This window comes from Corynebacterium sp. HMSC063A05, from assembly GCF_001809695.1.
GTDB lineage: Bacteria > Actinomycetota > Actinomycetes > Mycobacteriales > Mycobacteriaceae > Corynebacterium > Corynebacterium amycolatum.
This window is the reverse complement of record NZ_KV798496.1, coordinates 432,576-452,959: the sequence shown is the minus strand read 5'-3', so window position 1 is coordinate 452,959 and position 20,384 is coordinate 432,576. Positions and strand designations below refer to the sequence as shown.

Below are 20,384 nucleotides of genomic sequence, written 5' to 3'. Positions count from 1 at the left end.
GTGCCTATGAGCATGCCAGCAGCAACACCGATGCCCACTATGGATGCCGATGTCGTGACGGAATCGAACCGACCCTGGCAGTGCATTGTGTGGGATGACCAGGTTAATTCGATGAGTTATGTCACCTACGTGTTCCAGATGCTCTTCGGCATGGACCGAAAGAAGGCGCACGCGCTGATGATGACGGTTCACACGGAGGGTAAGGCAATCGTGTCTTCCGGTGAGCGTGACAAGGTAGAGGCCGATGTGAAGAAGCTCCACAAGGCGGGCTTGTGGGCAACAATGGAGCAGGCTGACTAAGCCGATATTCGACAGCGGGAGAGAATTTACATGCGTCCTTGGAAGCGCAAGCGATCCCTTCTCGGCGGTGGCATCAAGTACGTCACGGCTTTTGAAGGCACGGAGCGGGATTTGCTGCTGAATCTGGCTGCTACTGTGGCGGACTCGCTGATGGAGCGAGCCCGGTCGGCGCCGAAGGATGAGCTCGCGGAAATGACGGGAATGCCCGTCGGACACTCCGAGGCCCCAGCCGATCCTAAGCTTGCGCGACTGTTGCCGGACTTCACCAAGCCGGGTGAGGAGAGCGTGGAGGGGGAAAACGCCCTCATGCGCCAGCTGCATGAGTCGGAGATTGTAGAGAGCAAGCTCCATTCCCTGCGTGCGATTATCGACGCACTGGAGCCCGCCGAGTCGGGGCAGGTATCCATTTCGGAAAGCGATGCCCATGCCTGGGTTGCAGGAATCAATGACCTACGTATTTACCTGCACGTTTCCATGGAGAACCTCAATGGCTCCATCGAGCAGATTGAGCAGACCGACGCGATGTACCAGTGGCTGTCCTACAACCAAGAGTCACTGCTGGATCAGCTTATGAGTGAGTAACGAATCCGAGCAAAACCCCGAAAGATGCAGTAATCAACTGAGGCTAACTGCCATGAACTGTGGTGAAAGGTGCCGTAGGCGACAATGAATTCTGAGATTTTCGCAATCAGCCCCACCGACATTCGACACCAAGCCAGCAGTGCTGCGCTGGGCACGAGCATCGACATTGGCGCAGGATGTCTCGACTCCATCGACGGCATCTCCATCGGCCATGCTGCTGAGGGGGATACCGGAGTCACCGTCATCGCCGCTCCAGGCGGTGCTGTCGGCGCTGTCGATGTCCGCGGTGGCGGTCCTGGCACTCGCGAGACCGACCTGCTCGCACCGGAGAATACCGTCGAACGCGCCCACGCTGTCGTTTTGGCTGGCGGCTCCGCATACGGCCTTGCAGCTGCCGACGGAGTTATGCGCGAACTGCGTGACCGCGGCATTGGCTTTGAGGTCACTCCAACTCGTCCAGATATCCTCGTGCCCATCGTTCCCGGTGCTGTCATCTTCGACTTGCTGTTAGGTGAGCCGACGCTGCCCACCGCTGAACTCGGGCGCGAAGCGTTGTCGCACGCGCTTGACGACGTTCCGGAGGACACTCCCTCCGGAACAGTAGGTGCCGGTGTTGGCGCTATGGCCGGGGCAATTAAGGGTGGTTTTGGACAAGCCCGTGTGACCTCCGCCGATGGTAAGTACTTTGTGGCTGCCGCAATGGTGGTTAACTCCTTTGGTGCAGTCATTGACCCGGAGGGACACCTTTACGGAATGCCGGCGGCTGCCGGTGCCAGCAAGGAGGCATTGGCCCAGTTGGACCAGATTTTCGTCGGTAGAACCAAGATTCTCGCAGATGCGGCTGGCGACGGGGAGTCGTCGGCAAGCACGCGAAACACGACGATTGGCACGTTGATAACCAATGCGCCGGTGACGACTGCGCAGTTGAAGCGGTTGGCGATGTGCGGTCATGATGGGCTGGCACGAGCGATTCGGCCGGCTCATGCACCGATGGACGGTGACACGCTGTTTGCGCTCAGCTCGGCCGAGGCAGCGGATAGCGAAAACGCTGAACCCGTGGGCTCGGATGTGGTGGCGCTGTTGGCTGCGATGGCGGCCGATGCGGTGCAGATGGCTATTGTCGATGCCGTGATGAGTGCAACGGGGCGCGCGGGAGTAGCCGCGCTGTCAGAGATGCTGGACAAGTAGTGAGGGAAGTTCGCCAATGAATGCGCAATGGAGCTCGGGACAACAGCAGAATTACCAGAACTATGCGCAGTACCCGATGCGCGGTCCCGTGCAGACGCGGCGGAATAATCAGATTGTTCCGCAGGATCGCGACGGCGGGCTCGGGGCGGCCATCAGTACGGCTATTGGGTACCTGGTACTTATCTGGACGGTCTTTCTGGTCAACGAATTCATCTTTGGTGGGGCACTGAACAACTTCGGTGTGCGCCCACGCGAAACCTCGACTCTGTGGGGAATCTTGACCGCACCGCTGCTGCACGCAGATTACGGGCATATTGTGGCGAACTCGCTGCCCGGGGCGTTGTTCGCCGGTTTGATTGCAATGTCGTCGAAGCGGTTATTTTGGCAGGTCACACTCTTGATTACGGTCGTTGGTGGCGGTCTGACATGGTTGGTCGGCGGTGCAAATACCGTCCACATCGGTGCGTCCGGGCTGATTTACGGCTGGCTGGCGTTTTTGGTCGTGCGCGGTTTTGTGAACCGTCGGGTGATGCAGATTATTTTGGGCGTGATTCTGGCATCGATGTATTCGGGCCTTATCTGGGGAGTGCTGCCAACACAGATGGCTGTTAGTTGGCAGATGCACCTCTTCGGTGGGCTTGCGGGCATCTGGGCTGCGGTGATGTTTAAGCGCGGTCGCGCACGTGGCTAAGAGCCCGAGGTAAGCGGCATCAGCTCCTGGCGGAAACGGCCTAGAATAGGAGCTTCGGTGTTTGACCAACGATATGAGGAGTCCAGATAGCGGTGGGAGCAGAAGCAGGAACTCAGGCAGTCAATCAGCTGACGGCGCAGGATAGCGGCTTCCCCGACCGAACAGCGCCGATTGGCATCTTCGACTCCGGTGTCGGTGGGCTGACAGTGGCGCGTGCCATCATGGATCAGCTGCCGCACGAGTCGATTATGTACATCGGCGATACTGCCAACGGCCCTTACGGCCCGCTGCGCATCGCCGAGGTTCGTCAGCACGCTGAAGCGATCGCCGATGAACTGGTTGCACGCGGCTGCAAGATGATAGTCATTGCCTGCAACACTGCTTCGGCCGCATTTTTGCGTGATGCCCGCGAGCGCTACCCAGTCCCAGTAGTCGAGGTCATTCTGCCCGCCGTGCGCCGTGCGGTCTCGACCACCAGGAACGGAAAAGTCGGCGTAATCGGTACCGCCGCCACGATTCGCTCCCGTGCCTACCAAGATCTCTTTGATGCAGTGCCCGGCGTGGATGTCTCCGCGGTCGACTGCCCGCGATTCGTGGACTTTGTCGAGCGAGGAATTACCTCTGGTCGCCAGATTCTGGGACTTGCAGAGGGCTACCTCGCGCCATTGCAGGCCGATGGTGTAGATACGCTCGTGCTGGGCTGCACCCACTATCCGCTGCTGTCTGGTGTGATTCAGCTGGCCATGGGGGAGGACGTCGCCCTAGTGTCCTCGGCGGAGGAGACGTCGAAGGACGTTCTGCGCATCCTCACAAAGACCGACATGCTCGCTGACCCGGAGAGTAATCCGACCCCTGTGCGCACATTTGAATCCACTGGAGATCCGCAAGTTTTTGCATCACTGGCAAAGCGCTTCCTCGGGCCCGGTATTAGCCAGGTCACTATGCATTCCCAAATGTGACCTTTCTTATTAAATCCAGACACTCCATTGGTTTTTTGCTCGGTTTTGATCAATTACATGGCAAGCTTGAAGTATGCGATTGAAGGTTCTGGGATGTACAGGCAGCATGGGTGGCCCATCGGCGCCAGCATCTGGCTACCTCATTGAGCTGGATAACGGTCGAACCTTTGTCATTGATTTGGGTCCCGGTGTCCTCGCCGAATTGCAGAAGATCTCTGATCCTGCAGCTTGTGATTTGTTACTAACTCATGTGCACCCAGACCACACTGCAGACATTCCAGGGCTGCTCGTCTGGCGTCGCTTCCACCCGACAGCCCCGGCGAGTTCCCGGAATCTCCTGGTTGGCCCCGGAGACATTCACGACCGGATAGGCACCATGTGCAAAGCACTGGGAAGTGAAGAAGATGCCAACCTGGAAGACACTTTTGACCAGGTTGTGAGTAGCCCCGGTGAACCACTGTTAGTCGGTGGGGGCGAAGCGGACGGAGGCGCCGTCGTCACGCCGTATAACATGGTCCACCCGGTGCCAGCTGTTGGATACCGCATTGAAGCAGATGGTCTGACCATTGCATACACCGGAGATACTGCGTGGACCGATGAACTGGTGGAGCTGGCGCGGAATGCGGATATCTTCATCTGTGAAGCCACATGGTGCAGTAACGAAGAGGGCACACCGCCGGACATGCACCTGACGGGCTATGAGGCCGGAAAGGCAGCGACGCTGGCGGGGGTCAAGAAGCTGGTGCTGACTCACATTCCGCCATACGCCGACGGTGAGGAAGCACTGGGTGCTGCGAAGAGTACCTTTGCCGGTGACGTTGAATTGGCCTACCTGGGCATGGAGCTAGGCGGCTAGTCTCATCGATTATCGGGTTTCCGTACAGCTGTCGCACCGCTTTCGCGCCGGGCGGTAGGGTAGTTGGCATGACTACAGCTAATTCCGATTTTCGCCGTGCCGATGGACGCGCGGTTGATGAAATGCGCAAGGTGACCATCACTCGTGGCTTCACCGACAATCCGGCAGGTTCTGTGCTGGTTACTTTCGGCAATACGCGTGTGATGTGCACCGCTTCCGTTGAGCAGTCGGTGCCGCGATTCAAGCGTGACTCCGGCGAGGGCTGGCTGACTGCTGAGTACTCCATGCTGCCGGCCTCTACCCACGAGCGCATGCCCCGCGAGTCGATGCGCGGCAAGGTCAAGGGTCGTACCCACGAGATTTCCCGTCTAATCGGTCGCTCGCTTCGCGCAGCTATCGACTTGAAGGAACTCGGTGAGAACACCATCAACATCGACTGTGATGTTCTGCAGGCGGATGGTGGTACTCGTACCGCCTCCATTACCGGTGCGTACGTTGCGCTGGCTGATGCCCTGACCTACCTGCATGCAGCGGGCGCAGTGCCGGGCACCCCGCTGAAGGCACCAGTCGCAGCTGTTTCGGTCGGCATTATTGACGGCCGCGTCTGCCTGGACCTGCCTTACGAGGAGGACTCTCGCGCTGAGGTCGACCTCAACGTGGTGATGACCGCAGAGGGCAAGTTCGTCGAAATCCAGGGCACTGGCGAGGAAGGCACCTTCGACCGAGGTCAGCTGAATGACATGCTCGACTCTGCGGAAAAGGGTCTTCGTGAGCTCATCGCCCTGCAGCAGGAAGTTCTGCGTGCGCCGTACCCGGGTGAGCTGCCGTGAAGCTCCTTGTCGCTACCCGAAATTCTAAAAAACTAGTCGAGCTCGACCGCATCCTGCGTGCGGCGGGTATTGATTCGGTGGAGCTTCTTTCGCTTAGCGACGTCCCGGAGTACCCAGAGCGCCCTGAAACCGGTCGCACTTTTGCGGACAACGCCTACATCAAGGCTTTCGATGGTGCGACACACACCGGCTACGCGTGCTTGGCTGACGATTCGGGGCTCAGCGTAGATGAGCTAAACGGTATGCCGGGTGTGCTCTCGGCGCGCTGGTCCGGCACCCACGGAGACGATGTCGCTAACTACGAGCTGCTGCTCGCTCAGATGGGGGACTGCCCAGATGAGCGTCGTACGGCGTCCTTCCGTACCGTTTGCGCGTTGGTCGTCCCCGGTGTCAAGGAGGTGCCGTCCGCGCTAGCCGACGGCGGTTTCCCAGCCGTCCTCGATGAAGCCGGTAACCTGCTGCTGGTTGTAGAGGGCCGCTGGCCTGGCTCCATTCTGCGCGAGCCTGTTGGGGACAATGGGTTCGGCTATGATCCGGTGTTCGCGCCCGCAGTTGGAGAGGGCAACGAAGCTGAGGCCACTTTGTCTGCGGCACAAATGAGCGCCGAAGACAAGGACGCTTTTAGTCACAGGGGGCGTGCACTGCGTGCCTTGACTCCGGCGCTGAAAATCCTGGCTGAGGCAGAGTCTGAGGGATAGCCCTGGGGTGAGCCCACGGGCGAGCCCTCGGGCTGCCGAGAGCCCGCTACTTCAGCTGGAAAGCGGTCTCGACTTCCTCGCGGCGCTTCTTCTCGACGAAGAAGGAGAGGAACGGGACTACGCCACCGAGCGCGGTGATAATCCACTTTGCTGGTTCCCAGCGGGCCTTGGTACCCAGGTTTACGGTGGCAATGAGGAATGCCATGTAGCCGAAGCCGTGAATCTGGGCGGTGTAGAAGAACCACCGCGGCGCGTCGGCGGAGTTGTCGAGGATGAGGTACTTGTAAATCATCTCGGCACACAGCAAGAGCAGCATCACACCCGTGAAATAGGCGGTGACGGAGAAGTACGTCAGTGCCTTCCTTACGCGCTCTTGACGATCTGGATTGATGTTGGTCACTAAAAGTCCTTTTCTCGAATAAGCAGTTATCGCCTAGGCGTTGGTGCCAGAATCCGTCGATTGTGTCTCATCCACACGCTGCACCTTTCGCGAGCCATCTGGGTTGGTCGGCAGGAAGTCGTCTGGAATTTCCGTCATGACATCGTCTTTAGCCTCAAATGCGGCCTCGCTATTGCCGCTCAGGCGTTCGCGTTCGTACTCCATGTACTTGCGGTAGGCCCAAATAAAGAACAGGCCGAAAGCTGGCCACTGCAGTGCGTAGCCCAGGTTTTGGAATGAGCTGGTTGTGTTCCACCTGCTGAGCTGCCAGTAGGCGAGTGCAAGAGTGGCACCGACTGCAAGAGCCAAGAAGATTAGTTGCACCACGCGGGTACGAGTGGGAATCTTCGCTGGCTTGTCAGTGGTATTGGAATGCTGTGAAGTGGACACATAACCACCATAGCTAGTCCGTGACCTGCCAAGCTAGCGCGCTCGCTGGATAAGGCAGGGGATCCGGCATTACGAATTCTGCTAGGACATTAGGAAATCTGCGGCGAACCCGTTAAAGTGTGTACAGTCCAAATGAGCTGTGAAAGTTCGTTGTGCCTGTAGGTGGCTAATAAGTAGTCCATGCTTACGGGGACTGTACGTAACTGTCACGGATTCGCGACGGGCGCCTGTGGCGGAATTGGCAGACGCGCTGGATTTAGGTTCCAGTGCCTTAGGGCGTGGGAGTTCGAGTCTCCCCAGGCGCACACATAAATACCCCGTGACTATGCAGGTCACGGGGTATCTTCGTTCTCCAGCCCGTCAGATTTTCCGCCCTCATTAGGCCGCGTGCCCAAAATCTGGCCCATTTCCCGCCCGATTTCACCCAGTCCGGTGTCGAACAGATGAGAGCACGCATCGAGGGTGATGGACGGGCGCGCGCGTGCCCCAGCTGCCTATGCACCTGCATGACATTGGCACTAGAGGCAATGAGCAGTGAGGCAGAGGTGTGAGGAGGTCATGACAGCCTAGTCTCTTAGGAAACGTGTCATCGTCATCCGCGCACGTGCTCATGGTGGAGGTCCACCAGGAATGTGAACCCGTCGGTAGAGCAGCGGGTCAGTAAACGGGTCGCTGTGGAGGGTGTACCGCACCAGCTCGGCAGGGTGGCGGCCTGCAACCCGTGGGCGCAGCTGCTCGACAACCTGCGGCGGCATAGAGATGGTGCGCTCTCGCCAGTCTTAGTAGTCTCGCCTATGACCGTGCGGTCCGTCTCCGAGCGCGTGACCGTCTTGGAATAGACCCCGGCGGTGACAGTTTCGCGCCACGCGTCCAGTGCCGCATTGACTGTCTCCACCGCAGAGTTCACCGTGCGGTCTGCTTCGGCCAGCGTCTCGGCGTAGTCGGAGTCTATCTCTGCGCCAAGGGTGGCACGCTGACGTGCCTGCTTACCCTCCACCGCGGTCATGCGCCGCTCACGCTCGACTTTCACCTCGTTGTAGGTACCAGTGCGCTCCGTCACAGCGCCTGGCACGCCGCTTCGGCGCGATCAAAAGTCTCCTTTTTCCTAGGTCACGTACAGGAAACGCCCGGCGCGAGGGCACTGCTGCATGGGGCGGTGCACAGTCGCGTCGGGCGGGGTGTGTGGATAGGTGGTAGGTGGGCTATGTGACGAGCTGCCCAACCCGTTGATATGAAATATCGAGCAGCGTGGCTGTATCGCGGTAGGCCAATCCCCGGTCTACGAGGTGGCGGGAGGCGCGAGCAGTTGCGGCTGCGGCTGCCGCCTTTTCCACGAGGAGGGTACGGTTACGGGCAATAGCTGTGGCGGCCTCCTCCCCGCGGGGAGTGTCCATCTGAATGACTATCTCGGCGGTGTCCGGGTCTGTCTCTATCTCCGGGTACAGCTCTAACGCCCGGCGCAACTGTCTTTTTCCTCGACAAGGTTGCGACCCTGGGTGAATAGTCCTGAAACCTGGGGCACTGCAACAGCCCACCGGTCTCCGGAGCGTTCCACCTTTGCTGTGTATGTAGGCATGTGCCAAGTTTCGTGGGGCAAGCTGCTCGTGTCTAGAGGAGTAGACACGGGCTAGCTCGGCTTAGGGTAGCCGAAAGGTATAGGTCTTTCATTGAGGCAGGAAGTGAACCATTCTATAAGTGACAGTCGCCCAGCTAATAAAATACCGCGGGGCAGCTTGTCGCCAACGGTTTGGTAAGCGTACTCACGGAAGGCTCCAACCATGCGCACACGCACAATATCCCTACTCACAGCGGTGGCAATCAGCGTCGCCAGCCTAGGAACAGCAGCGCCCGCCCAGGCCCAAGTGGACGAGAGTCTTGGGTCTATCGCGATTCCCTATGTCCTATCTGATACCCCACTTGACGAGGGCACCACCGCCGTTCGGGCTGTCAAGGAATATGGCCCCTGCACCCTATGGCTGGACTACATCCACCTACGGAAGTCAGGTAACTGGGGAACCATTGGCTTCAAGCCACACACAAAGTGCAGCGTCCCAGTCACGAGTATCAAACACAGCTCCGACTTGAGGTACAAATACTACACCGCGTGGAGGCTTGCCCTAAGCGGGGTGCGCGATTCTGCCTACAACACGAATCGTCTAGACCAGAACAACATTGCATTTACATGTAACGGGAAAGTAGATACCCGCTTCATCGGTGTCACGTTGGGAACTATCGTCTATCGGGGGAAGACCTACTACGCCCGAAGCTACTCCGAGGTCGCCAATCTCCCATGCAGGGTGTAGAACCATGACTATGAAAGTTGTTGTCTGCGTCGTTTATCCCCGCTATCCGGATAACACGGAACCTCTCGGCGGGTTCGTCGAGTCCGAGGAGACCGCCCGCAAGATAGACGACTGGTGGCGCGCGCAACCTGGCGACATGATTGGCACCTGGGAAGATTTCGAGGTCGAGGTCAATAGCCGCGACCAGATTCTCTACGGGGTATTTAGTGGTACGCCCGCCCACAAAATTGACGAGCCAGACTATTACGACCCCATCTGTCACGGGGTGTACACAGACCGTAAGGTAGCTGAGCGCGAGGCAAAACCTAAGACGATGTGGGCGGCCAACAACTGCCCTCCGAAGTTTGTGCTTCCGTTCCGCCTGGGCTGGAAGTTTGACCGGTATTTCCCCGATGGAAAGCCCTGGCCACCAGACCAGCTGTAGGCCTCCCGCAGAACGCAAGAATATTGCCTATGAAAATTGTTGTCTGCGTCGTTTATCCCCGCTACCCGGATAACACTGAACCTCTCGGCGGCTTTGTCGAATCCGAAGAAACTGCCCTCGCGATTGACAACTGGTGGCGCGCGCAACCCGGCGGAATGATGGGCACCTGGGAAGATTTCGAAGTCGAGGTCGAAAGCCGCGACCAACTCCTTTACGGAGTGTTCACCGGCACCCCCACTCTTGAAATCACCGATAGCAACTTCTGGGACCCCATCTGTTACGGGGTGTACACCGACCGGGAAGAAGCCGAGAAAGCGACTAAGCCAAAATCAATGTGGGAAGCGAACAACAGTCCCCAGAAATACGTCCTCCCCTTTCGCCTGGGCTGGAAATATGACCGGTATTTCCCCGATGGAAAGCCCTGGCCGCCAGACCAGTTGTAGGCCTGCGACAGTCCCGCCTCTTTTGGCGGGAACACAAAACGGGGCAGCCGCACAGCGCGTGTGAGTACCATTCTGGGAAACCTCTGTTCGCTCATTCCACTGCGTAGGGCGATCGAACCTGTCGATACAATGACGCTGCTCGAATCGTAACTTGAATCGTAAGGTGGAAGCAGGGAGGCAACTTGAGCATCTCGATGCATCTGGATGAGTACATGGCGCGTCGTGGCATAGTTCCCGACGACACTGTGGTCAACGATGATCCCTGCGCAATCTTCGACGGCAAAGTCGAGCGCGACGGTAGGTCGCAGCAGGACCTTGAAGAGTCAGAGCGGCGCTTAGAAGAAGCGGAGTCCGCAATCTTGGATGCGCTAGGCGATTAATTGGCGAAAACTGAGCGTTCTAGTCGCACATTGACGCTCATTCTGAGTGTGATGTTCATCACCGATTAGGTGTAAATCGACGCAGTCATCGTGGCTTCATTTTCCGTAGCCGATGCTGCCGCGGGGATGAAGCGCAAGTAGTTTCCCAGCGGGGAAACACTGTTTCCTACCTGCGGAATTCTTTTGCTTTTGGGGTGCTGGACCCGTTGACCTCGTTGCTATTCCGGACTCCCTACTTTAGGGGGCCAAACTATTTTCCCTCTGACATGACCACAGAACCGCATCAGAAAAACATGATGGATTCCTCATGATTTATGGCATAGTGTCCTGGCAAGGATTTGGAAACAAAAGATGTTTTCATTTCGTACCCCACAAGACAAGGACCTCAGCCACGTGAAATACGAAAAACTCGCCACTTTGCAGACCAATGTCGTAAATGCTCCAGATCTGGGTACTTTTGCAGTCACTTTCGCCGGTCAATCGCAACCATGGCTGGACACTCTCTCCAGCGTCATGGCCAGTGGCAACTCAAAGAAACTACGGGAAGTTTTCACTCGCGCTGAGGAACTGCTCGCACCGCTTGACGACGATCTCATCGGCCAGCTTCCCGCAGGTTTCGACCCCTTTGGTTGGGCAATCTCACTCGTGACAGACGACCCATTTACCGGAGATACAACCAATCCTGCAGTCAGCGTGCCGGGCATCGTATTAGCACAGTTGGGCATTGTTGAGTTGCTGGCAAAGCAGGGAATTAATATCGATGACGCGATAGCGGTAACCGGTCATTCGCAAGGTGTTCTTACCGCTGAGATTGTCGCTCATCCAGAGAAGGCAGCAGAACTGCTTGCACTAGCTCGCCTCATCGGTGTGGCGTGTGCGCGCGGAAGCCGAGTAGCCGGATTTGGGCGCGCGCCGATGATGAGTATCTCTGGCCTAACGGTCGAGGAGTTGGAACCTTTCCTCTCCCAGGACTGTGTCATCGGTCTGAAGAATACGCAGACCACCAGCGTAGTTATCGGCAAGCAAGATGAACTAGAACAGCTGGCAGAGCAGCTCACAGCGCAGCAGCAGAAGGGGCGGGCTGTCGAATGTACAGTTTTGCCAGTTAGCGGCGCATTCCATCACCCAGCACTGGCGCCTGCTGCGGCATGGGTAGTGGAGCGAGCTGAGCGCATTGGGCTGGATGCAGAAACAGCTGACTGGCTTGCGCGTGCAATCTTGGTTGACTCCAGCGATTGGAGCGCTGAGGTGCGGGGGCTCATCGACCAAGGGGCAACCACCATTTTGGATCTGGGGCCACACACGGGCGTCGTCAAGCTGACAGAACGTAACGCTGAAGGGTACGGCGTGGCGGTGATTGCTGCGGCAACAGCTGCGGGGAGGAGCATCCTGTCTGAGAGCGACATTGAGTATCCGACATCGTGGCTGGAGTTTGCACCGCGGCTGGTCACTGGGGTTAAGCCCCGTGTCGAGACGAAGTTCACCAAGTTGACCGGGCGCTCGCCAATTCTGCTCGGCGGTATGACCCCGACAACTGTTGACCCTGAAATTGTGGCGGCTGCAGCGAATGCCGGGTTCTGGGCAGAGCTGGCCGGTGGCGGCCAGGTTACGCCGGAAATCTTCGAGGCTAATGTGGCGCGACTCTCCGAACTGCTCGAGGAGGGCCGCAGTGCACAGTTCAACACCATGTTTTTGGATCCGTACCTGTGGGGTTTGCACATTGGAAGCCGGCGTTTGCTCCCGCGTGCGGTGGCAGCCGGTCGACCGATTGATGGTGTCACCATCTCTGCGGGCATCCCCGAGGTGGACGAGGCAGTAGAGCTAGTAAAGCAGCTGCGCGAGGGCGGAATTCCGTATATTTCCTTCAAGCCGGGCACAATCGCACAAATCGAGTCGGTGCTCGAAATCGCGGATACCTTGGCGCAGCATGGCACGCCGTATCCAATCATCATGCAAGTTGAAGGTGGGCGTGCTGGTGGCCATCACTCCTGGGAAGACCTCGATGACCTGCTAATTAACACCTACGCAAAGATCCGCAGGCGAGATGTAGTGCTTGCTGTTGGCGGTGGCATCGGCAAGCCAGAACAGTCCCGTGATTATCTGATGGGCACGTGGTCGACACGTTACGGGTTGGCGCCGATGCCGGTAGATGCTGTCATCATCGGCACAGCTGCGATGGCGGCAAAGGAGTCGACCGCCTCTGAGTCCGTGAAACAAATGCTGGTCGACACCGTCGGCACTGACAACTGGATTCCCGCCGGTAGCGCCATGGATGGCATGGCGTCGGGGCGTAGCCAGTTGGGTGCTGATATCCACGAAATTGAAAACGCCGCAGCACGCGCAGGCAGATTGCTTGACGAAGTCGCAGGTGACCTCACTAAGGTCACCGAACGACGCGCGGAGATCATCGAGGCAATTAACTCCACCGCGAAGCCGTACTTCGGAGATGTCAGCACCATGACGTATGCCGAGGTGCTGAACCGCTATCTCGAATTGTGCGCGCCCGAGGGGACGTTCCTCGATCCAACGTGGTCGACGCGCTTCGTCGCACTCGTCGACCGCGTAGAGGCACGACTAAGTGCAGTCGACGCGGGCACGTTTGCCGCGCTTGCCGACGGCGACAGCTTGCGCACCCAGCCGCGCAGCGAAATCTCGCGACTGTCCGGCCTGCTAGACCTGGATACCCAGCTCCATCCAGCAGATGTCACCTTCTTTATCTCTGAGCTCTGCCGCACCCCGGGCAAGCCTGTGCCGTTCGTTCCGGTTATCGATGCTGAGGTTCGTCGCTGGTGGCGATCGGACTCCCTATGGCAGGCGCATGACTCTCGCTACGATGCGGATCAAGTCTGCATCATCCCTGGGCCGCAGGCTGTTTCGGGCATTACCCGCGCGAATGAGCCAGTAGCGGAGATTCTGGGTCGGTTTGAAAAAGCTACCGCACAGGCATTGATGGATACCGGCTACCTGCCGGAGGTACCTGTTGACGCCCTCAGCCGGATGCTCGCAGCACCTGTGATTTGGTGGGCTGGCCGACAGCAGCCGAATCCGGCGCTGGCACTTGGCGCGGAACATGAGTGGGTATGTGTATCTGATGCAAGTGATGTCTCTCGTTCGCAACGCCTAGAACACCCAGGTACTGGTGCCATTTTGGAGATCATTGGAGCTGATGGGAGCAATGATGAGGACGGGGAGGACCTCGTATGGGCACAGCTGACGGTTCCGCTACCCGATGCTGCGGGTGAGAATACGAAACTGCGAATTCGCCTGTGTCAGAGTGCAGCGGTGGGCGCAGTGCCCGTCGTTAAGCATGAGGATGCGGCGGCCGCGATGCGGGAGCTGACGCGAATCGCAGCTGGCGGTGAGCTTGCAAACATCGTCGATGGGGTCGCGGAGTGGGAATCCGTGTGGGATCCGATGGCGATGGCTGACTACGATGCGGTCACTATTGCAGCTGCCGGCGATGAGTCACAGGCGACGGTGCCGGACGCGTTGGTTGGGCATGCTTGGCCAGCGATTTTTGCGGCAGTCGCGCAGGCGCGTATTGAGACCGGCATTGATGTTGTTGAGGGCATGCTCGCGCTTGTTCACCTTGAGCATCACATTCGTATGATTGGAGCTCTACCGCAGAAAACCACAACGTTGCGGATTAGTGCGCGTGTCGACGAGATCGTTGATACGGACTTAGGGCGACTAGTTGTGGTGCGCGCGGAGGTTCGTGATGGCGATACGCTGCTCGCCACCTTGAGTGAACGCTTTGCCATTCGTGGCCGAAACGGCGGCGAGACAGCACGGACCAACACTGTGCCATTTCCAACGGTCACGGATACGCCACGGAGTTTCCGCGGTGCGTTGACCGTGGAAGCGCCTAAGGCGATGGAGCCATTTAGCTGTGTCACGGGCGATCGCAATCCTATCCACGTCGATTCCCGTGCAGCAGCGCTAGCTGGTCTACCAGGGGTTATTGTCCATGGAATGTGGCTGTCGGCGATGGCTGAGCATGCGGCTGTCGCCACGTCGGATGCCGGCATTGGCAACCGGGTGATTGAGTTCACTGCGACTATGCTGAGTCCGGTTCTGCCTGGACAGGAAGTGAAATTCTCTGTCGAACGCCGTGGTTTTGATGACCGCCCAGGCGCCGGTGAAGTCCGCGAAGTCACGGCCACAGTAGATGGCGAGCTGGTATTGACCGCCACTGCTGTAATCGCCGCACCGAAGACCGCATATGTCTTCCCTGGTCAGGGGATTCAATCACAGGGGATGGGGCTGTCTGCTCGGACTCGCAGCGTAGCGGCCCGCCGCGTGTGGGACCAGGCTGATGCGATGACCCGAGAGAAGCTTGGCTTTTCCGTACTGGCTATTGTCCGGGACAACCCGGTAGAGGTGGTCGTGGATGGTGTGCGCTACTTCCACCCAGAGGGTGTTCTGAATCTGACCCAGTTCACCCAGGTTGCGATGGCGACGTTGGGGCTGGCACAGGTTGCGGAGCTCCGTGAAGCAGGGCTGCTGGATGAAACAGCTCACTTTGCGGGACACTCTGTCGGTGAGTACAACGCGCTGGCGGCTCTCGCTGGGGCGCTTGACGCAGACGCCGTGTTAGAGGTTGTCTACCGCCGCGGTTTGACCATGCATGAACTGGTCGAACGTGATGAGCAGGGGAGGTCCAACTATGGTTTGTGCGCCCTGCGTCCGGACAAGATTGGCGTAGGCGAGGACGAGGTCACCGAGTTTGTTAATCGGTTGTCGCAGGAAATCGGTGAGTTCCTCGAAGTCGTAAATCTCAACCTGGCAGGCAAGCAGTACGCCGTCGCCGGCACCGTCGCGGGGCTTGCAGCACTGGCTGAACAGTGCGAGCGCCGCAGCTCGGACGGCAAGGGATACGTGCGTATCCCAGGTATTGACGTGCCATTCCACTCCAGTGTCCTACGCGACGGTGTGGATTCCTTCCGTAAACACCTGGAGCGGCTGCTGCCAGCGGAAATCGCTCCAGAACTCCTGGTGGGACGCTATATCCCGAATCTCACTGCGACCTCTTTTGAGCTGACTGAGAAGTTCGTCCGCCAGATGGCTGCAGTTGTCGACTCAGACATTCTGGAAAACATCCTTGCCGATTTCGACTCTGCCGCTGAAAACCCGGCGCGCCTGGCCCGCATGTTGCTGGTCGAGTTGCTGGCCTGGCAATTCTGCTCACCGGTGAGGTGGATTGAAACGCAGGATCTGTTGCTTGAGGATCTCGGTGTCAGCCGCATTGTTGAAGTCGGTGTAGGCACAGCGCCCACACTGGCAAACCTGGCCGCTCGTACCTGCCAGTTGCCCCGCCACCGAAGCCGCGACATTCGAGTACTCAATCTCGAACGTGATGCTGATGCAGTGTTTATGCGCGACCAAATTCAGCCGGAAAAGACTGAGCCCGAGTCGGAGGTGACAACGGAGCAGGACTCGGCGCAGGCTCTATCTGGAGAATCAGGAGCAGCGGGAGAAACAGGAGAAGCGGGAGCAGCGGCGCCGACGGTATCCCCCGACCAATCCGCGGCGACCGAACAGTCCACTACGATCACGAGTGCTGCCACTCCGGCTACCGAAGTTGCTGATATTGCCGTCAGCCCGGCACAAGCGCTGGAAGTTCTTATTTGCCAATGGACGAAGGTACGCCCCGACCAGCTCGGTGCCGCTGACTCCATCGAGACTCTGGTCGATGGAGTCTCATCTCGACGCAATCAACTGCTGCTCGATCTCGGAGTGGAATTCGACCTCGGTTCAATCGAGGGGGCAGCAGATGCGGAACTGGCGGATCTAAAGGACAAAATTGATAGCTTGGCCAGTGCGTATTCGGCATTCGGTCCGATTCTCTCCGAAGCCATTGCCGACGGTATTCGCCGGATTACCGGTCCTGCCGGTGCAGGCGCGAATTACCTCGATGATTATGTGCTGGGTGAATGGCAGCTTGGCAAGGGGTGGGCAACCGCAGTCAGTGCTGAGGTGATGCTCGGTACTCGTGAGGGCGCATCCCTGCGCGGCGGCGATCTTGCGCATCTGGCTCCGGCCGCCCCAACCAATACTGCTGAACTCAACCAGCTGATCGATGAAGCGATCCTTGCGGTCGCCACGCAGCGAGGTGTAGCTGTCGCTAAGCCGTCGGCAAGTGACAGTGGTGCTGGGGTGGTCGACTCGGCTGCACTCACTGAGTTTGCAGATAAACTGACAGGTCAGCGAGGCATTCTTGCTACCGCGGCACGCACGATTCTGGAGCAACTCGGCCACGAGATTACCGATGACATTGACTTCGATGCCGAAGACGCCGACAGCAACCTGGTAAATCTTGTCACCGCTGAACTCGGCGCGGACTGGCCGAAGCTGGTCACCCCGACGTTTACGCCCACCAAGGCAGTGCTTCTCGACGACCGCTGGGCCACCTCCCGCGATGACCTTGCGCGCCTATGGGTAGCCGCTGATGGGCATGTGGCTGGCACCGCGCCGGGCAGTATCCATGAAACCGCAGTTGAGCAGGCACAGTGGTGGGCTGCCAAGGCAGACGAGGCAGGGCGGACACAGTTGGCGAGTATCTACCGCCAGTTGGCGGACGAGGTCATCACGAATGTGGACGAACTGCCGATGAGCTCCGACATTGCAGTTGTTACCGGCGCATCGCCAAATTCGATTGGTTCCGCCGTAACTGCACAGCTGCTGTCTCAGGGTGCAACCGTTGTTGTTACCACTTCACGCCTTGGACGCGAACGCCTGAGCTTCTACAAGCAGCTCTATCGCGTGAATGCGCAGGGCGAGGCGAAGCTGTGGGTGGTACCGGCGAACTTGTCCAGCTTCCAGGACTTGGATTCCCTTATCGACTGGATTGGAACCGAACAGACTACAACGATTGGTGCGGAAGTGGTTGTGACCAAGCCCGCGCTGTCACCGACGCTGCTATTCCCGTTCGCGGCGCCTACGGTTTCGGGCTCGCTTGCCGACGCCGGTCCTGCGTCCGAGACCCAAATGCGTCTGCTTCTGTGGTCGGTGGAGCGACTCATCGCAGGGATGTCAGCACTTGGCGTGGACAATAATCTGCAGCATCGTTTGCATGTGGTGTTGCCTGGTTCACCGAACCGTGGTCGCTTCGGCGGCGATGGTGCCTATGGTGAAGCCAAGGCCGCCCTCGACGCAGTGGTGGCGCGCTGGAATGTGGAGGACGCTTGGCGCACCCGCACCACTCTGGCTCATGCACAGATTGGTTGGGTCCGAGGAACCAATCTGATGGGTGGAAACGATCCGCTGGTTGCTGCAGTGGAAGCAAAGGGAGTTCGCACCTTCTCCACCGAAGAAATGGCAGCTGAACTGATTGAGCTCGCGAGCTCGGAGACTCGGAAGAATGCTCAAACCCGCCCGATTCAGGCCGATCTCACCGGTGGATTGGGTGACGTTGACCTCAACATTGCGCAATTGGCGCAGGAGGCTGCACAGGCGGCTGGCCTATCAGCTCAAAACTCCGAGGTCGCTAGCGGGGCGCGCTCGCAGGAGCCGTCGTCAAGCCGTGTCTTAAGCAGCCTGCCAAGCCCGCGTCGACCGATTTCGCAGACAACACCAACCTTTGGTGACATCGCAGCGGCTCCGGAGGACATGGTGGTCATCGTGGGCGCCGGCGAGCTTGGACCGTACGGTTCTTCCCGGACGCGCTTTGAGGCCGAAGTCGATGATATTTCTGCAGCGGGAATTGTGGAATTGGCCTGGTCAATGGGGCTGATTTCCTATGAGGGCGGCTGGCGCGATGCCGATGGGCAACCGTTGGCAGAAAGCGACATTGCTTCGCGCTACCGCGATGAAGTGTTGGCGCGAGTTGGTGTGCGTCGTTACGCCGATGATGGCGATTTGGTTGATAATACGATGACTGAGCTGACCACGGTCTACCTGGATCGAGCGTTGAGCTTTGCGGTGCGCGATCGCGCGGCAGCGGAGACTTTTGTCAGTTCCAACCCGGACAACACCACTGCGAGCTTCGATGCCGAGACAGGGCAGTGGCTTGTGACACGAGCCGCTGGCACGCCGGTTCAGGTTCCGCGCCGAATGGCGATGAGCCGCTATGTTGGCGGTCAAATTCCGCAGGGCTTTGACCCGGCACGCTACGGTATTCCGGCGGACATGATGGACAATCTGGACCGCGTGAGCTTGTGGAACATCGTTTGTACTGTTGATGCGTTCCTGTCATCGGGCTTCAGCCCAGCGCAACTGCTGGAAGCGGTCAACCCGGCGCGAGTGTCGTCGACGCAGGGCACAGGTATTGGTGCGATGGAGTCGCTGCGCAGTCTCTACATCGACGGCCTGCTGGGGCAACCGCGAGCCAATGACGTCCTGCAGGAGGCATTGCCAAATGTTATTGCCGCCCACGTTATGCAGTCTTATGTCGGTGGCTACGGGCAGATGATTCACCCTGTCGCAGCCTGTGCGACGGCAGCGGTGTCGGTGGAGGAGGGCGTCGACAAGATAGCCCTGGGTAAGGCAGATTTCGTTGTCGCGGGTGGCTTCGATGACCTATCCGCAGAGGGGATCACAGGTTTCGGCGACATGGCCGCCACAGCTGACTCCGCCACCATGGAAGATAAGGGTATCGACCATGCGTACTTCTCCAGGCCTAACGATCGTCGACGCGGAGGCTTCGTGGAATCGCAAGGTGGCGGAACGGTGCTGTTGGCTCGCGGAGACATCGCTCGTGACATGGGACTCCCCGTGCTCGGTGTCGTCGCATACGCCCAGTCCTTCGCCGACGGCGCGCACACATCCATCCCGGCGCCGGGTTTGGGTGCACTAGCGGCAGCTCAGGGCGGCGAGAAGTCTCGGTTGGCTCGCGCACTTGCAGCACTCGATGTCACTGGGGATCAGGTCGCGGTGTTGTCCAAGCACGATACCTCGACCAATGCCAATGACCCCAATGAGTCTGAACTGCATGAACGCATTGCAGATGAACTCGGTCGCGAGCGCTCGAACCCGCTGCTGGTGGTCTCTCAGAAATCCCTGACCGGACACGCCAAGGGTGGGGCTGCAGCGTTCCAGATCATTGGTCTGACTCAAGTATTGCGTAGCGGCATTGTGCCAGGTAATCGATCGCTGGACTGCGTCGATCCCGCATTGGCTGAGCATTCTCGTTTGGTATGGCCAACGAAGGCAGTCAATTTCGGCAATACGTTGCCGCTGAAGGCTGGCTTTGTTACCTCGCTCGGGTTCGGACATGTCTCGGCACTGGTGGCAGTCGTCCATCCGGAAGCTTTCTATCAAGCGATAGTGCAGCACGATGGCGCTGAGGCTGCGGAACGCTGGCGTAGCGCGGCGCACAACCGCGAAGCGGCTGGTCTGCGTCGCATTGATGAGGCTATTTACGGTGGGGAAACTCTCTACGAGCGTCCACGCGAGCGAAACCTGGCGGACGGTGGTCGGTTCGGTTCACCCGCTGCATTGGAAAAGGCCGTTCTGCTTTCCGATGGCGCCCGTCTGATCGATGGTGTCCTCCAGCCATGATTGGCGTAGACCTCGTCTATATTCCGAGCTTCGAAGAGCAGCTGAATATGCCAGGAAGTCAGTTCGCGCAGGCGGTTTTCACACCGGCTGAGCTACTGATAGCAAAGCGCCGCGGAGCAGTCGGCGGCGCGCTGGCGCGTCACTTAGCGGGCCGCTGGGCTGCGAAGGAAGCCTTCATCAAGGCCTGGTCGCAGACTATCTTCGGCAGCCAGCCGCCGATTGCGCGAGATCGGCTGGACTGGCGGGAAATAGAGGTGCAGCCGGATGCCTACGGTCGCGTGAGCATCAGTCTCCACGGAGCTGTAAGCCGCCATTTCCACGATCAGGAGTGGCAGCTGGGGCCGTCGTTAAGCATCTCGCACGACGGCGACTACGCAATCGCCGTCGTACGCTTGGACTAGTC

Annotated in this window: 17 protein-coding genes and 1 tRNA gene; 14 read left to right on the top strand and 4 right to left on the bottom strand. The window is 58.8% G+C overall.

Features of this window, described 5'->3' with window-relative positions; genetic code table 11:
• The first annotated feature begins 6 nt into the window (after nucleotides 1-6).
• The 8 genes from clpS (at nucleotide 7) to HMPREF2651_RS03700 (ending at nucleotide 6,104) form a co-directional block, all read left to right on the top strand.
• Nucleotides 7-300: an ATP-dependent Clp protease adapter ClpS gene (gene clpS / locus HMPREF2651_RS03735; protein ID WP_005511165.1), complete on the top strand. Its 294-nt coding sequence runs from the start codon at nucleotides 7-9 to the stop codon at nucleotides 298-300.
• A gap of 30 nt (nucleotides 301-330) precedes the next feature.
• The gene (locus HMPREF2651_RS03730) at nucleotides 331-882 is read left to right on the top strand and encodes a DUF2017 domain-containing protein (RefSeq protein WP_038628003.1); all 552 of its coding nucleotides are present in this window, start codon (nucleotides 331-333) and stop codon (nucleotides 880-882) included.
• An 84-nt stretch (nucleotides 883-966) separates the two neighbouring features.
• Complete coding sequence (locus HMPREF2651_RS03725) at nucleotides 967-2,070, top strand: P1 family peptidase (RefSeq protein WP_038628006.1); 1,104 nt, start codon at nucleotides 967-969, stop codon at nucleotides 2,068-2,070.
• Between the two features lie 16 nt (nucleotides 2,071-2,086).
• The gene (locus HMPREF2651_RS03720) at nucleotides 2,087-2,761 is read left to right on the top strand and encodes a rhomboid family intramembrane serine protease (RefSeq protein ID WP_049182000.1); all 675 of its coding nucleotides are present in this window, start codon (nucleotides 2,087-2,089) and stop codon (nucleotides 2,759-2,761) included.
• Between the two features lie 92 nt (nucleotides 2,762-2,853).
• The gene (gene murI / locus HMPREF2651_RS03715) at nucleotides 2,854-3,720 is read left to right on the top strand and encodes a glutamate racemase (RefSeq protein ID WP_370547405.1); all 867 of its coding nucleotides are present in this window, start codon (nucleotides 2,854-2,856) and stop codon (nucleotides 3,718-3,720) included.
• A gap of 73 nt (nucleotides 3,721-3,793) precedes the next feature.
• Complete coding sequence (locus tag HMPREF2651_RS03710; protein WP_049182001.1) at nucleotides 3,794-4,576, top strand: MBL fold metallo-hydrolase; 783 nt, start codon at nucleotides 3,794-3,796, stop codon at nucleotides 4,574-4,576.
• A 68-nt stretch (nucleotides 4,577-4,644) separates the two neighbouring features.
• On the top strand, nucleotides 4,645-5,406 hold the full coding sequence (gene rph, locus HMPREF2651_RS03705; protein ID WP_038628017.1) for a ribonuclease PH: 762 nt from the start codon (nucleotides 4,645-4,647) through the stop codon (nucleotides 5,404-5,406).
• The gene (locus tag HMPREF2651_RS03700) at nucleotides 5,403-6,104 is read left to right on the top strand and encodes a non-canonical purine NTP pyrophosphatase (protein WP_049182003.1); all 702 of its coding nucleotides are present in this window, start codon (nucleotides 5,403-5,405) and stop codon (nucleotides 6,102-6,104) included. Before rph ends, HMPREF2651_RS03700 begins: the two co-directional genes overlap by 4 nt.
• 46 nt (nucleotides 6,105-6,150) lie before the next feature.
• Here the strand turns inward: HMPREF2651_RS03700 and HMPREF2651_RS03695 are convergent, their stop codons facing one another.
• Both HMPREF2651_RS03695 and HMPREF2651_RS03690 read right to left on the bottom strand, forming a co-directional pair.
• Nucleotides 6,151-6,504, bottom strand: coding sequence for a DUF3817 domain-containing protein (locus HMPREF2651_RS03695; RefSeq protein ID WP_005511118.1), 354 nt, complete (start codon nucleotides 6,502-6,504; stop codon nucleotides 6,151-6,153).
• Nucleotides 6,505-6,537: 33 nt separating this feature from the next.
• Nucleotides 6,538-6,933 (bottom strand): hypothetical protein, encoded by a 396-nt coding sequence (locus HMPREF2651_RS03690; protein WP_038628021.1) that lies wholly within the window; start codon nucleotides 6,931-6,933, stop codon nucleotides 6,538-6,540.
• A gap of 223 nt (nucleotides 6,934-7,156) precedes the next feature.
• Here HMPREF2651_RS03690 and HMPREF2651_RS03685 point away from each other — a divergent pair.
• A tRNA-Leu gene (locus HMPREF2651_RS03685) sits at nucleotides 7,157-7,238 on the top strand.
• 287 nt (nucleotides 7,239-7,525) lie between these two features.
• On the opposite strand, the gene HMPREF2651_RS03680 is transcribed toward HMPREF2651_RS03685, so the two are convergent.
• Both HMPREF2651_RS03680 and HMPREF2651_RS03675 read right to left on the bottom strand, forming a co-directional pair.
• Nucleotides 7,526-7,993: a hypothetical protein gene (locus tag HMPREF2651_RS03680; RefSeq protein WP_141745480.1), complete on the bottom strand. Its 468-nt coding sequence runs from the start codon at nucleotides 7,991-7,993 to the stop codon at nucleotides 7,526-7,528.
• Between the two features lie 142 nt (nucleotides 7,994-8,135).
• Nucleotides 8,136-8,327: a hypothetical protein gene (locus HMPREF2651_RS03675; protein WP_141737473.1), complete on the bottom strand. Its 192-nt coding sequence runs from the start codon at nucleotides 8,325-8,327 to the stop codon at nucleotides 8,136-8,138.
• 913 nt (nucleotides 8,328-9,240) lie between these two features.
• Here HMPREF2651_RS03675 and HMPREF2651_RS03665 point away from each other — a divergent pair.
• The 5 genes from HMPREF2651_RS03665 (at nucleotide 9,241) to HMPREF2651_RS03645 (ending at nucleotide 20,382) form a co-directional block, all read left to right on the top strand.
• Nucleotides 9,241-9,660, top strand: coding sequence for a hypothetical protein (locus HMPREF2651_RS03665; RefSeq protein ID WP_038628031.1), 420 nt, complete (start codon nucleotides 9,241-9,243; stop codon nucleotides 9,658-9,660).
• A 29-nt stretch (nucleotides 9,661-9,689) separates the two neighbouring features.
• Nucleotides 9,690-10,103 (top strand): hypothetical protein, encoded by a 414-nt coding sequence (locus tag HMPREF2651_RS03660; RefSeq protein ID WP_038628034.1) that lies wholly within the window; start codon nucleotides 9,690-9,692, stop codon nucleotides 10,101-10,103.
• Nucleotides 10,104-10,285: 182 nt separating this feature from the next.
• Nucleotides 10,286-10,483 (top strand): hypothetical protein, encoded by a 198-nt coding sequence (locus HMPREF2651_RS03655; RefSeq protein ID WP_038628037.1) that lies wholly within the window; start codon nucleotides 10,286-10,288, stop codon nucleotides 10,481-10,483.
• Between the two features lie 351 nt (nucleotides 10,484-10,834).
• Nucleotides 10,835-19,981 carry a type I polyketide synthase gene (locus tag HMPREF2651_RS03650; RefSeq protein WP_239663082.1) on the top strand — a complete coding sequence of 3,049 codons (9,147 nt, stop codon included), beginning with the start codon at nucleotides 10,835-10,837 and terminating at the stop codon, nucleotides 19,979-19,981.
• Nucleotides 19,978-20,382, top strand: coding sequence for a holo-ACP synthase AcpS (locus tag HMPREF2651_RS03645; protein ID WP_038628039.1), 405 nt, complete (start codon nucleotides 19,978-19,980; stop codon nucleotides 20,380-20,382). The genes HMPREF2651_RS03650 and HMPREF2651_RS03645 overlap by 4 nt, the downstream gene beginning before the upstream one ends.
• Nucleotides 20,383-20,384 lie beyond the last annotated feature (2 nt).

Excerpts from the sequence above, each read along its gene's own strand:
- HMPREF2651_RS03730 (WP_038628003.1), top strand. The coding sequence starts at position 331 with ATGCGTCCTTGGAAGCGCAAGCGATCCCTTCTCGGCGGTGGCATCAAG.
- HMPREF2651_RS03650 (WP_239663082.1), top strand. The coding sequence starts at position 10,835 with ATGTTTTCATTTCGTACCCCACAAGACAAGGACCTCAGCCACGTGAAA.
- HMPREF2651_RS03660 (WP_038628034.1), top strand. The coding sequence starts at position 9,690 with ATGAAAATTGTTGTCTGCGTCGTTTATCCCCGCTACCCGGATAACACT.
- HMPREF2651_RS03675 (WP_141737473.1), bottom strand. The coding sequence starts at position 8,327 with ATGGACACTCCCCGCGGGGAGGAGGCCGCCACAGCTATTGCCCGTAAC.
- HMPREF2651_RS03645 (WP_038628039.1), top strand. The coding sequence starts at position 19,978 with ATGATTGGCGTAGACCTCGTCTATATTCCGAGCTTCGAAGAGCAGCTG.
- clpS (WP_005511165.1), top strand. The coding sequence starts at position 7 with ATGAGCATGCCAGCAGCAACACCGATGCCCACTATGGATGCCGATGTC.
- HMPREF2651_RS03665 (WP_038628031.1), top strand. The coding sequence starts at position 9,241 with ATGACTATGAAAGTTGTTGTCTGCGTCGTTTATCCCCGCTATCCGGAT.
- HMPREF2651_RS03710 (WP_049182001.1), top strand. The coding sequence starts at position 3,794 with ATGCGATTGAAGGTTCTGGGATGTACAGGCAGCATGGGTGGCCCATCG.
- HMPREF2651_RS03725 (WP_038628006.1), top strand. The coding sequence starts at position 967 with ATGAATTCTGAGATTTTCGCAATCAGCCCCACCGACATTCGACACCAA.
- rph (WP_038628017.1), top strand. The coding sequence starts at position 4,645 with ATGACTACAGCTAATTCCGATTTTCGCCGTGCCGATGGACGCGCGGTT.
- HMPREF2651_RS03720 (WP_049182000.1), top strand. The coding sequence starts at position 2,087 with ATGAATGCGCAATGGAGCTCGGGACAACAGCAGAATTACCAGAACTAT.